This window comes from Candidatus Poriferisocius sp. (assembly GCF_965204145.1).
In the GTDB taxonomy this organism is placed as follows: Bacteria; Actinomycetota; Acidimicrobiia; order Acidimicrobiales; family Bin134; genus Poriferisocius.
In genome coordinates, this window is sequence record NZ_OZ241977.1 from 195313 (window position 1) to 207664 (window position 12352).

The window sequence follows — 12352 nt, forward strand, 5'->3', positions numbered from 1 at the left end:
AAAAAGGTGACCTGATGGTCACTCTTTTGTTTGCAATTGGGTAACGATTGTCAGAACATTGTCATGGATGGCCGGTTAGCCCGTTGACCAGCGGATTAGCCAGGAAAGCAGCGGGGGTGTTGTGCAGGCTGATGTCGGGTTCGACTTGAACTCGATCATGGCGCAGAAGGGAAGCGAGAACTTCCCAGTTGTGCTGAAGGCAGTCCCCGCGCGCCCCCGCGCCCACCTGCTGGCTGTCTACGGATTCGCCCGACTCGTGGACGACATCGGCGACGAGTACGACGGCGACCGTTTGGCCGCGTTGGACTGGATCGAGGCAGAGCTCGCTCGGGCCCGCACCGGCGATGCCACCCACCCGGTGATGGCCCAGCTCACTCCTCTTCTCGACGACCTGGATGTCGACGACGAGCCGTTCTTGGCGCTCATCGAGGCCAACCGGCTCGATCAGCGCAAGCACCGCTATCAGACCCAGGCCGAGTTGGCCGAGTACTGCGCGCTGTCGGCCAACCCCGTCGGTCGGCTGGTGCTCGCGGTATTCGGCGCGGCCACCCCCGAGCGCATTGTCCTCAGCGATGCGGCGTGCACTGGTTTGCAACTGGTGGAGCACCTACAAGACATCGGCGAGGACTACACCGAGAAAGGCCGCATCTATTTTCCGGCTGACGAGCTGGCCCGCTTCGGCGTGGACGAGGGTGACCTGGGGGCAGCCCGGGCATCGGACTCGCTGCGCCGACTGGTGGCCCACCAGTGCGACAGCGCCCGCGGGCTGCTGAACCGGGGAGAGCCGCTGGTGGCCTCCCTCAGCGGTTGGGCCAAAGCAACGGTCGCCGGCTATGCCGCCGGTGGTTTGGCCGCGTTGGATGCCATCGCCGGGGCCGACTACGACGTGCTGAGGAAGCTGCGGACCCCATCCAAGTCCCGCACTGCGTTCCATATGGTTCGCCTCGTTACCCCCCGCCAGGTCACCGACGCCAATGCGGTTCGCGTGGTGAGAGACGCCGCGGCGCGCTGGAGGCAAAGGTGAGGACCGCCGACGCCTACCAGCGGTGTGAGGAGATCACCCGGATCGAGGCTCGCAACTTCTCCTACGGAATTCGGCTGTTGCCCAAATCGAAACGCCAAGCCATGTCTGCTCTGTACGCCATGGCCCGGCGAATCGACGACGTGGGCGATGGCCCGCTGCCCCGGGATGACAAGCTTGCCGGGCTGGCCGAGTTGCGGGCCGACATCGACACCTTGGCCGACGGCGGGCTTCGCGACCCCGACGACCCGGTGTTGGTGGGCCTGCACCACGCCATCGGTCGCTTTCCCATCCCGACCGCCGCGCTGAACGAGATCGTCGCCGGGTGCGAGCAGGACGCCGTGGGGAAGGAATACGCCACCATCACCGAAACCGAGGAATATTGCCGGCTGGTGGCTGGATCGGTGGGCCGTCTGTCGCTGGGGGTGTTCGGCACGAGGGGCGATCCCGAAGTGGCCTCCGAGCTGGCCGATGTGTTGGGCGTGGCGCTTCAGCTCACCAACATTCTGCGCGACATCGTGGAGGACCGGGGCATGGGCCGGGTCTATTTGCCCACTGCCGACATCGAGCGATTCGGCTGCGCCCCCGACCTGACCGGCCCGCGCGACGCAGTGGGCAAGCTGGTGGCATTCGAGGCAGAGCGAGCCGAACGACATTTCGCGGAGGGCCTGAAGCTGCTCGACATGCTGGACTACCGCAGTCGGGCCTGCACCGGGGCGATGGCCGGGATCTACCACCGGCTGCTCGCCCGCATCTCAGAGGCGCCCGCCGCCGTGCTAGATGGCCGTCTGTCGCTGCCCACCAAGGAGAAGGCCTGGGTGGCCGCCCGGAGCCTGGCCGGAGTGACCACATGAGACTGGCCGGTTCTCACCCGCAGGGCGATCCCAAGACCGCGCCGCGAGTTGCGGTGGTTGGAGGCGGATTGGCGGGTCTCGCGGCGGCCGTGGCCACCGTCGACGGCGGGGCGCAGGTGACGCTGTATGAGCGGGGTCCCCGGTTGGGCGGGGCCACCTGGTCGTTCCAGCGCAACGGGCGCTGGTTCGACAACGGCCAGCACGTGTTCATGCGGTGCTGCACCGAGTATCGGGCCTTCCTGGATCGCCTGGATGTGGCCGATCAGGTGACCGAGCAATCCCGGATGTCGGTTGCCGTCATGCGCCCAGGCCGCCGTCCGGCGCGCATCTTCCGCACCGGCGCTCCAGTCCCCCTGCACTTGGCCCGGTCGCTGCTGGGCTACAACCCGCTGTCCGTCGCCGATCGGCTGCGGGCTATTCGAACCGCTCTGGCCCTGCGCCGCCTCGACCCCGACGACCCCGCGACCGATGAGGTGAGCTTCGGGGAGTGGCTTCGAGCTCGGGGGGAGTCAGATCGGGCCATCGCCGGGATGTGGGACTTGATCTGCCTGCCCACCGTGAACCTCCGCGCCAACGACGCCTCGCTGAGCCTGGCGGTCAAGGTGTTCCGCACCGGGCTACTCGATAAAGCAGACGCCGGCGATCTGGGCTGGACCCGGGTGCCGTTGGGTGTGCTGCATGGCGATGCCGCGGCCCGAGTGATCACCGCCCAAGGCGGGGACGTCCAGATGCAAGCCCATGTGGAAGCCGTGGGTGACGGCCCATCGCTCATGGTCGACGGAAAGCGGGTGGAGACCGATGCGGTGATAGTGGCTGTGCCTCACGATGCCGTGGACGGCCTGCTGCCCCCCGGGACCGTGCCCGGGCAATCCGAGCTGGCCGACCTGGGCATTTCGCCCATAGTCAACGTTCATTTTGTGTTCGATCATCCGATCATGGGCGTGCCTTTTACCGCGGCCCTGGACTCCCCGGTGCAATTCGTGTTCGACCGCACCGATGCCGCCAACTGGACCGAAGCAGGGTCGGCGGAGAGCGACCGGGGCGAGCAGGTCGTGGCCGTTTCACAGTCGGCGGCCTTCGATGAGATCGGCAGCCGGCCGGCTGAGTTGATCGAGCGCTACCGGTCGGCTCTTGAGGATCTCTTCCCGCTCGCGGCTGGGGCCAACGTGATTGATGCCGTGGTGACCCGCGAGCACCGCGCCACCTTCGCCGGCCGTCCCGGCACCCAGCGGCTTCGCCCTGGTCCGGCCACCGCCGTCGACGGACTGTTCTTGGCCGGGGCGTGGACCGATACCGGCTGGCCGGCCACTATGGAAGGCGCGATCCGCTCCGGCAACCTTGCGGCCAGACTCGCACTGAACCACTGCCGCGACATGGCTGTGTCGGTGCCCGATCCATCATCCGACGGCTTCCCAAAGCCGCGTGTCCGTTCAGAGCCGTCAACGACCGAGCAGGAAAGGATGAGCGCGTGAGCGGGGGGCCGCAGGTTCTGGTGCGGGCCCGGGAACTGGTTGATCCGGCTATCGCCGCCGCTCTCGGTGGGCTGTGCGAAGAGCTGAGGGTGCCCGCCGAATACCACTTCGAGGGCCGGGGAAAGGGCACCCGCCCCGCGCTGGCTCTCTTGTCGGCCGAGGCCGTCGGCGCGCCGTCGGAGACCGGAGTACCCGGTGCAGTGGCCATCGAGCTGATCCACGACTTCTCGCTCATCCACGACGACATCATCGACAACGATGCCGAGCGTCGGCACCGGACCACGGTCTGGGCCAAATTCGGCACCGGTGTCGGCGTCGTGGTGGGAGACGCCCTCCACGCCCTGGCCTTCGAGGTCTTGCTGTCCGACCCTAGCCCGCCCCGGGTCAGAGCAGCCAAGAACCTGGCCGAAGCGGTTACCGCCATGATCGCCGGCCAAAGCATGGACATGGCCTTTGAGGAGAGATCCTCTATCACCTTGGAGGAGTGCCTGGCCATGGAGCAGGGCAAGACCGGGGCGCTGTTGTCCTATGCCTCTTCGGTGGGGGCGATTCTGGCCGGGGCCGACGGCGCGGTCGTCGATGGGCTCGCCGAATACGGCGCCCACTTGGGTGTGGCATTCCAGGCGGTTGACGATCTGCTGGGCATCTGGGGCGACCCCGAGCGCACCGGGAAGCCCGCGGGAGCCGACCTGCGGGAGCGCAAGAAATCGGTGCCCGTGGTGATCGCCCTCAACAGCGGCACGCCAGCCGCCGAAGAGCTTGCCGAGCTCTATGCCCGCCCCGTATTGGATGCCGGGGACATCAATGCGGCCCAGGCGCTGGTGGAGGCGGGGGGCGGCCGAGATGAGACCCGGGCGCTGGCCCGGACTCACTACGACCGAGCCGTGTCAGTCCTTGATTCTTTGGCAAAGCGCGAGGAGGTCGTCGTCGAGGTGGTAGAGGAAATGCGCTCTTTAGCCGAGTTCATCGTAGGGAGGGACTTCTGATGGGTGTGGAGCAATGCCTGGCCCGAGCCCGAGATCGGCTCCTGAGCCTCCAAGACATCGAGGGGTGGTGGAAGGACGAACTCGAGACCAATGTGTCCATCGAGGCCGAAGACCTGTTCCTCCGGGAGTTCTTGGGCATCGCCGATCCGGAGATCACCCGCCAGACTGCCAACTGGATCCGCCACAGCCAGCGGGCCGACGGCACGTGGGCCACCTTCTACCAAGGTCCCGCTGATTTGTCGGTCACCGTGGAGGCGTACTGGGCGCTGCGCTATGCCGGCGATCCCATCGATGCCGACCACATGACCAAGGCGGCCGACTACATCCGCCGCGAAGGGGGACTGGAGCGCAGCCGGGTGTTCACCCGCATATGGATGGCGCTGTTCGGCCTCTGGCGCTGGGAGGACCTGCCGGCGCTGCCGCCAGAGGTGATTCTTCTGCCCAAGCAGGTGCCCCTGAACATCTATGACTTCGCCTGCTGGGCTCGCCAGACCGTGGTCTCGTTGACCGTGGTGGGAGCTCACCGACCGGTGCGCTCCATGGGAATCAACCTGGACGAGATCCGCACCGGGGCCACCCCGCCCGAGAGAGAGCTCGCCCCGCCCGGCACGGTGGCCCGGCGGTTCCAGCGCATCGACCGGGCCTTGCATCGCTATGAGAATCGTCCCCACCGGCGGCTGCGGGAATGGTCGCTGCGGCGGGCCGAGCAGTGGATAATCGCCCGCCAAGAAGCCGACGGCTGCTGGGGGGGCATCCAGCCCCCCTGGGTCTACTCGCTGTTGGCCCTCTACGTTCGGGGCTATTCCCTCCACCATCCGATCCTGGCCCAGGGGCTGGCCGGGTTCGACGCCTGGACCATCGTCGAAGACGACATGCGCCGATTGGAGTGCTGTCAATCGCCGGTGTGGGATACGTGCCTGGCCCTCAACGCGCTGGCCGACGCCGGGGTGGACCCAGACGACCCCCAGATGGAAGCCGGAGCTCGCTGGCTGCTGGATCAAGAGGTCCAGATCGTGGGCGACTGGGCCGAGCAGCGCCCCCATCTGGCCCCCGGAGGGTGGGCGTTCGAGTTCGAGAACAACTTCTACCCCGATCTGGATGACACCGCCGAGGTGGCCCTGGCCCTGCGCCGCATCCACCACGCCGATGCCAAGCAGGCGAACAAGGCGCTGGGGCGGGCGGTGGAGTGGGTCCAGGGGATGCAGTGCGCCGATGGCGGCTGGGCGGCATTCGACGCCGACAACTGCTCGCCGCTGGTGGCCGAGCTGCCGTTCTGCGATTTCGGAGAGGTCATCGATCCGCCGTCAGCCGACGTGACCGCCCACGTCGTGGAGATGCTGTGCGAGCTGGACGCCGATGAGCAGGGTATGAAGGTGGACCGGGAGGCAGTGGCCCGCGGGGTTCAGTGGCTGAGCGACGAACAAGAAGACGACGGATCCTGGTACGGGAGATGGGGCGCCAACTACATCTACGGCACCGGCGCGGTGATTCCGGCGCTGATCAGCGCCGGAGTGGCGACCGACGACCCCCGAGTGGTGCGGGCCTGTCAGTGGTTGGAATCGGTGCAGAACAACGACGGCGGCTGGGGCGAGGACATGCGGTCGTACACCGACCAGGAGTGGCGGGGCCGAGGGGAGTCCACCCCGTCGCAGACCGCGTGGGCGCTGCTGGCGTTGGTCGCCGCGGGCCGAGCCAGCGGGGAGGCGGCCCGGCAAGGGGTGGCGTGGCTGGTGGAGAACCAGCGCCGAGACGGCGACTGGAGCGAACCCTGGTACACCGGAACCGGCTTCTCCGGCGACTTCTACATCCGCTACCACCTGTATCGCCTGGTCTTCCCGGTAATGGCCCTGGGCCGATGGGTGCGGGCCATGGAGGACGAGGCATGAGCCTGACCGTGTGGTGCCCGCTGGCCATGGAGGCCCGAGCCGCCCGGCGGGGGAGTCGGGGAGAGGCGAAGGTGGTGTGTACCGGCATGGGACCGGACCGCAGCCGCCGGGTCGAACCGCAAAGCGGGCCAGTGGCAGTGGTGGGCATGGGCGGAGCGGTGGTCGACGGCATCGAGCCGGGCGACGTGGTGGTGGCCACCGAGGTATCGGCCGCCGATGTCACGTCGATCGGGCTGCCCCAGGCCGAGGCGGTGGCCAGGGGTCTGTCAGATGCCGGGTTCACCGTGCACACCGGTCCGGTGGCTAGTGTGTCGAAGCTGGCCGTCGGCTCCCGCAGACAAGAACTGGCCGACCGGGGCGCGGTGGCGGTCGATATGGAGTCGGCCTGGCTCTTGGAGCGTCATCGGGGCCCGGCCGCGGTAGTGCGGGTGGTGACCGACACCCCCGCCCACGAGCTGCGGTCGGCCACCGCCCCGGCAAGGATCTATCGAGCGCTGCGCACCATTCGGAGGTTGACGCCAGTGCTGACAAGGGAGGTTGGCTGACATGCCTATTCCGCTGAGGCAAGCGGCAAAAGTGGGCACCTACGTGTTCAAGAACAAGCTGCGCCGCCGCGACAAGTTCCCGCTCATCGTGGAGCTGGAGCCGCTGTTCGCCTGCAATCTGGAGTGTCCGGGCTGCGGCAAGATCCAGTACCCCACCGAGGTGCTGCGCAAGCGGGTCAGCGTGGACGAGGCGGTGGCGGCCATGGAGGAGTGCGGTGCCCCGATGGTGTCCATTGCCGGCGGCGAGCCGCTGCTGCACCCCCAGATCGACGAGATGGTTGACGAGCTCATCAAGCGCAAGAAGTTCGTGTACCTATGCACCAACGCGGTGCTGCTCCGGCGCAAGATCGACAAGTTCACGCCGTCGCCCTACTTCTCGTTCGTGGTCCACGTGGACGGGCTCCAGGAGCGCCACGACCTGGCCGTGGCCCGCGAGGGTGTGTTCGACGAGGTGGTGGAGGCCGTCAACGAGGCCAAGGAAAAGGGTTTCCGGGTCACCACCAACAGCACGTTCTTCAGCACCGACAGCCCCGACGACGTGCGCAGCGTGCTCGACTTCTTGAACGACGACCTGGAAGTCGACTCCATGATGATCTCGCCGGGGTATGCCTACGAGAAGGCCCCCGACCAGGAGCACTTCCTGCCGGTGGAGCAGACCAAGAACCTCTTCCGGGACGCCTTCTCAGAGGGCAAGCGCAAGAAGTGGCGGCTCAACCACACCCCCTTGTTCTTGGACTTCCTCGAGGGCAAGGTGGAGTACGAGTGCACCGCCTGGGGCATCCCCAGCTACTCGGTGTTCGGCTGGCAGCGGCCCTGCTACCTGATGGCCGACGGCTACACCGAGACCTATCAGGAGCTGATCGACACCACCGACTGGGACAGCTACGGCCGGGGGAGAGACCCCCGCTGCGAGAACTGCATGGCCCACTGCGGCTACGAGCCCACCGCCGTGTTCGCCACAATGAAGTCGCTGCGCGAGTCCATTCGGGCTGCGGTAGGAACCAACTAGCCCAACGCTTCCTGGACTCGTCTTCGCAGGTCGACGTTGATCTGTTGGCGTTCTAGGTGTTGGGCGAGGATCAGCTTGCCTTGGGGGACGGGGTGGGCTTCTAGGAACTCCTCGACTTCGGCGGCTAGCTCGGGGGTGGAGAGGGCGCTGATTCCGCCGAGCATTCGGGGGACGATGGCGGAGGGGAGGCGTTGGTTGATGTCGTCCCAGTGGTCGGTGATGAACGCCCAGGCTTGAGGGCCGAGGTCGCGGTTCTCCAGACAGCCCCGCAGCACGAAGCCGGCGTCTTGGCTGCGCACGGTGCCGTCGAGGGTGGCAGCCAGGGTGCGGTCCATGAGCTGAGAATCGTCGAAGGTGGTGAGGGCCATCAGATAGCGCAGTTCGAGTTGGGGGGTAGGGGCGTTTTGGTAGCGGTGGTGGATCTCCTGGTAGTCCGCGTCATCACCAGTGGCGGCCACCACGGCAATGGCGGCCGCGGCCACTGCGGGGTCGACGCCTTCGGAAGCCATCAGTTCTCGACACCGGGCGATGGCCTCGGCATCGTTGCCGCCCACTGCCAGGGTGCGGGCCAGCACGCCTCGTAGCTCGCCGGTCCGGTCGTCCTCGCCGGGGGCGGTATTCCAGCCCACCCGGTCCCAGGCCGGGCCGACCATGTCTCGGACTCGGACTTGCAGGCTGGCTCGCCCATTATCGGAAACCATGTGGTCGAGGGTGCCCAGTGTGCCGGCTAGGCGGCGCCACACGGCCAGGTCGTCCTCGGCGGTGGCTATGCGTTCGGCGAACGCCACGTAATCGGCCACGCTCAGCCGGTCGGCCACCGTCAGGGCCCACTGGTCGTCCACCAGCACATAGCGCTGGAGTGGGTCGAGATCGGGACCGCCGTCGAGTAGTCGATTCAGCAGTCCGCCCTCGTAGGCCACTCGGTAGAAGCCGTCGGCGGTCGGATTGATCATGACCCAGGCGGGGTCGTTGGCGCCTAGGGCCACCGGGTCATTCAGCACCATCCGCTCGGTTTGCTCTGCGGCGTCGGTGCCCACTGCGGCCACTACCGGCACTTGCCAGCGGGCGTCGTCGGGCTGGCCGTCGTAGCGGAACCTGCTTTGGCTGAGCGTGACCGTGCCGTCCTCATCGGCGGTGGCGGACACCACCGGGTGGCCGCCTTGGAAGATCCATGAGTCCATCACGTCGCGGGCAGGCTCGCCGGTGGACTCGGCCAGCGCATCCCAAATGTCGTGGGTCTCGGTGTTGGCGTAGGAGTGGCGCCGGAGATAGTGGCGGACTCCGTCGCGGAACTCGTCTGCGCCCAGATACTGCTCCAGCATCCGCACCGCGGCCGCGCCCTTTTCGTAGGTGAGCAGGTCGTACATTCCCTCGGCGTCGGCGGGGGAGACCACTGGGTACTCGATGGCCCGGGTGGCGGCCAGGGCGTCCACGTCGAAAGCCGCGGCTCGTGACAATCCGAAGGCCAGCCACCGCTTCCAATCGGGGCGGTAGGCGTCTACTGCCAGCATCTCGCAGAACGTGGCGAAGGCCTCCTTGAGCCAGATGCCGTTCCACCACTTCATGGTCACCAGGTTCCCGAACCACATGTGGGCCAGCTCGTGGGCGATCACGTCCACCGCGGTCTGGCGCTCCTGCTGGGTTGAGGAGTCGGGGTCCAACAGCAACAGGATCTCCCGGAAGGTGACGCACCCCATGTTCTCCATGGCCCCGAAGGCGAAGTCGGGAATGGCCACCAAGTCGAGCTTGTCGCCGGGGTAGTCGATGGCGAAGTAATCCTCGAAGAAGCCGAGGCAGAACGCCCCGGCGTCCAAGGCGAACTCGGTGAGGTGCCCCTTGCCGACGGGATGCACGATCCGCAGCGGCGTCCCGTTCACATCCACCGGGTCGGTGGCCTCCAGCGGACCCACGACAAAGGCCAGCAGATAGGTGGACATCTCCATGGTGGGAGCGAAGGAAACCTCCCGGTGCCCATCACCAGCGGGCTGGGAATCCACCTCCGCCCCCGAAGACACCGCCATCAGCCCGTCGGGCACCACCAAAGTCACCTCGAACACCGCCTTGAAGTCGGGCTCGTCCCAGCACGGAAACGCCCGCCGGGCATTGGTCGACTCGAACTGCGTGGTAGCGATCACCCGCTCTTCGCCGTCGTCATCGGTGAACGTCGACCGGTAAAACCCCCGAAGCTGGTCGTTGAGCGTGCCCGTAAACGCCAGGCTCAGTCGGGCCGCCCCAGGCGAGACAGGCTCGCCCAGCCGCAGCACCGCCCGCTCATGCTCAGCGTCATAGTCGATCCCCGCCAACGCCACCCCGTCGAGGTCGCCGCCACTGATCTCCAACTCGGCCGCATTGAGCACGATCTCGCCCACCGGCTCGACCACGTCGATGTCCACCCTCACGGTCCCCGCAAACGTAAACGCCTCCAGATCAGGCTCCAGCCGCAATTCATACCGCCGCGGCACCACAACCCGCGGCAGCCGATACGGGTTCACGGAGGGTTCCGATGGCTCAGCACTTGGCATGGCTTCTTCTCCGGCAGAGATCAAGACTCGAAGTCGCTGTCATTGAACTTCAAGGTGGCCGCGTTTTCGGTGATGGTGCGTCGGACGTCGTCGTCGAAGCCGTCGTCGGCGGTGGCCTCTACTTCGATGGTGACGGAGACCTTGGCGTCTTCGGCTTGGGCGAGTTGGTTGACGATGGCCTCGGCGATGTCGGCTGCTGTTCTTGTCCAACGGTCGGCCTTGACGGTGACCCGGCCGTAGTAGCGGGTGGGCATTGTTGGCCCAGCGGGGTCCGTCGGCTCTGGATCGACGTTCCCTTCGGTTTCGGGTCCGACCGGAGCGGTTACGCCACCGCCTGCATCGCCTTCCATTGCCCTCGCTCGTGCGGCCTGCTCTGCCTCGATTTGAGAGTTGGCGGCATCGGGGTGGACCAATAAGCCGCTGGGGGCGATGGCAGCCAGCATTTCACCCGCCCGCAGTCCGACGTAGCGCTCCCCATCGTGGCCTTCGGCGTAGGCGATCCCGTCGGTGGCCCAAACGGTGGACTGCACCCCGTCGCGGATGGCGTCTTCCAGCACTGAGCGGCGCACAAGCCGGGGCAGGTAGAGGTACTGGGTGATGTCGCTCCAGAGTTGGTTGACCGATATGGCCACCTTCTCGTCGCCGGCCTGCCCCGGGTTGTCTCGCCAGAGGGGGACGCGGTCCAGCTCCCACCGCAGCCGTGTGCCGCCATACACCGGGATGAGCGACTCATCGTGAACCAGCTTGTGGGCCACTCGCTCAGCCAACGGCCCCGAGGCGGTCACCCGAGCCTTCTCCCATTGGATTTCTCCTCTCGGATTGTCGGGGGGTAGCGATGGATTCAGCACCCAGATGTAGGTCTCGGGTATCCGAGAAGCCACCGTCTCGTCGGCATCGGCCGCTTTCGACTCGGCCTGGCGGGCATTAGGCGGATCGAGGTTCAGCGACTCCGAATCGTCTCGAATCGACTGCCAGGCCAAGTGGTTGCGAACCGCTTGGCGCAACTCCCCCAAGCGGGTGACGTCGGCGGCCAGAAACACCAGCATGTTGCGGTGCTGTCTTGCCCCTCCCGCACGCTCCAGCAAGGTTTGCTGGGCCATCTTGAGGGCTTCGCTCTGCTCCGTCTTGCTGTCGTGGGGCGAGGTCGGATCCAAGACAACGAGGCGGGCTTCGTCGGTGTCGGGCACATCGGCGGGTGAGCGGGGGCAGGGATGGACGCCGGCGAACTGGCCTCGGCCGGCTTTGAGGGCTTCGTCGAGCCGGCGGCGGATCTCGTCGTCCACATCGGCGTCGTTGAAGTGGCCCTCGGCCCGGTCTCGGGCGATGCGGTTGACGTTGGCCTGGAGCGCATACCAGTAGCGGGCGCCGTCTCGATAGAGATAGGAGGCCTGGTCGGACAGCTTGCGGAGGGCGTCGCCGAAGATGGCGGGCCTCTCCTCGCCGGGTTGGATGCAGCCGAGCTTGATCGACCGGTCGTCGAGTCCTTTGTTTGCGGCCTGCTGAGACGGGGCCGACCCGAAGTACACCGTGCGGGCCACCTTGCGGGCGGCCAGGAAGCGGCCCAGGTTGGGGTTGTCCGCGCCGGGGTCGTCGGCCAGCAAGAATCTGAGCGGGCGGCGGGGGAGCATTTCTGTGTAGACCGCCTCGATCTGATGGGGGAGCGGGTCGACGTCGCTGGTGTAGGTGGCCAGATAGGGGTCGAACAGATGGGCCAAGCTGATCCGCTTGGCTTCGGCCACCAGGGTGAACAGCTCAGGATCGGCGTCGAACGACCAAGGTCGTCCGTCGCCTTCGAGGGAAAGTTCCTGTTCCTTCGCTCGGTAGATAATCTCTCGCCGGACGTTGCCGCTGTTGTCCTCGTAGGTGAGATTCACTGCGTCCGAGCCGACCCATTCGGCGTCGATCACCGTGACCACCCCAATTGGGGCAACGCCTGCGAGTCGTGCGCCTTTGGTGAGATCTTCCAACCGGCCCATCGACTGGCGAGCGTAGCCCTACGTCTCTTTTAGGGGCTAGGAGATGCCGAACCAACGACGGCATCGGGAACCGGCGTAGAG

At 66.7% G+C, this 12352-nt stretch carries 9 protein-coding genes; 7 read left to right on the forward strand and 2 right to left on the reverse strand.

The annotated features are described in order from the left end of the window. The first annotated feature begins 121 nt into the window (after positions 1-121). Genes hpnC through hpnH form a run of 7 tightly spaced genes read left to right on the forward strand, consistent with a single transcriptional unit; the run spans position 122 to position 7773 of the window. Positions 122-1024: a squalene synthase HpnC gene (gene hpnC / locus ACOGI7_RS00850; protein ID WP_419850040.1), complete on the forward strand. Its 903-nt coding sequence runs from the start codon at positions 122-124 to the stop codon at positions 1022-1024. After that, on the forward strand, positions 1021-1875 hold the full coding sequence (locus tag ACOGI7_RS00855) for a phytoene/squalene synthase family protein (RefSeq protein ID WP_419850041.1): 855 nt from the start codon (positions 1021-1023) through the stop codon (positions 1873-1875). Before hpnC ends, ACOGI7_RS00855 begins: the two co-directional genes overlap by 4 nt. After that, positions 1872-3347 carry a hydroxysqualene dehydroxylase HpnE gene (gene hpnE, locus ACOGI7_RS00860; protein ID WP_419850042.1) on the forward strand — a complete coding sequence of 492 codons (1476 nt, stop codon included), beginning with the start codon at positions 1872-1874 and terminating at the stop codon, positions 3345-3347. Before ACOGI7_RS00855 ends, hpnE begins: the two co-directional genes overlap by 4 nt. Then, positions 3344-4333, forward strand: coding sequence for a polyprenyl synthetase family protein (locus tag ACOGI7_RS00865; protein ID WP_419850043.1), 990 nt, complete (start codon positions 3344-3346; stop codon positions 4331-4333). Before hpnE ends, ACOGI7_RS00865 begins: the two co-directional genes overlap by 4 nt. Further along, positions 4333-6219 (forward strand): squalene--hopene cyclase, encoded by a 1887-nt coding sequence (gene shc / locus ACOGI7_RS00870; RefSeq protein ID WP_419850044.1) that lies wholly within the window; start codon positions 4333-4335, stop codon positions 6217-6219. The genes ACOGI7_RS00865 and shc overlap by 1 nt, the downstream gene beginning before the upstream one ends. Beyond that, complete coding sequence (locus tag ACOGI7_RS00875; protein WP_419850045.1) at positions 6216-6764, forward strand: hypothetical protein; 549 nt, start codon at positions 6216-6218, stop codon at positions 6762-6764. Before shc ends, ACOGI7_RS00875 begins: the two co-directional genes overlap by 4 nt. A gap of 1 nt (position 6765) precedes the next feature. After that, a complete protein-coding gene (gene hpnH, locus ACOGI7_RS00880) occupies positions 6766-7773 on the forward strand; it encodes an adenosyl-hopene transferase HpnH (protein ID WP_419850046.1) in 1008 nt (335 codons plus the stop codon). Here the strand turns inward: hpnH and ACOGI7_RS00885 are convergent. Both ACOGI7_RS00885 and ACOGI7_RS00890 read right to left on the reverse strand, forming a co-directional pair. Then, complete coding sequence (locus ACOGI7_RS00885; RefSeq protein WP_419850047.1) at positions 7770-10265, reverse strand: M1 family metallopeptidase; 2496 nt, start codon at positions 10263-10265, stop codon at positions 7770-7772. The two genes, hpnH and ACOGI7_RS00885, sit on opposite strands and share 4 nt — an antisense overlap. A 50-nt stretch (positions 10266-10315) precedes the next feature. Next, positions 10316-12271: a hypothetical protein gene (locus ACOGI7_RS00890; RefSeq protein WP_419850048.1), complete on the reverse strand. Its 1956-nt coding sequence runs from the start codon at positions 12269-12271 to the stop codon at positions 10316-10318. Between the last annotated feature and the right edge of the window lie 81 nt (positions 12272-12352).

Coding starts and splice junctions, on each gene's coding strand:
- hpnE (WP_419850042.1), top strand. CDS start 1,872: ATGAGACTGGCCGGTTCTCACCCGCAGGGCGATCCCAAGACCGCGCCG.
- shc (WP_419850044.1), top strand. CDS start 4,333: ATGGGTGTGGAGCAATGCCTGGCCCGAGCCCGAGATCGGCTCCTGAGC.
- ACOGI7_RS00875 (WP_419850045.1), top strand. CDS start 6,216: ATGAGCCTGACCGTGTGGTGCCCGCTGGCCATGGAGGCCCGAGCCGCC.
- hpnH (WP_419850046.1), top strand. CDS start 6,766: ATGCCTATTCCGCTGAGGCAAGCGGCAAAAGTGGGCACCTACGTGTTC.
- ACOGI7_RS00890 (WP_419850048.1), bottom strand. CDS start 12,271: ATGGGCCGGTTGGAAGATCTCACCAAAGGCGCACGACTCGCAGGCGTT.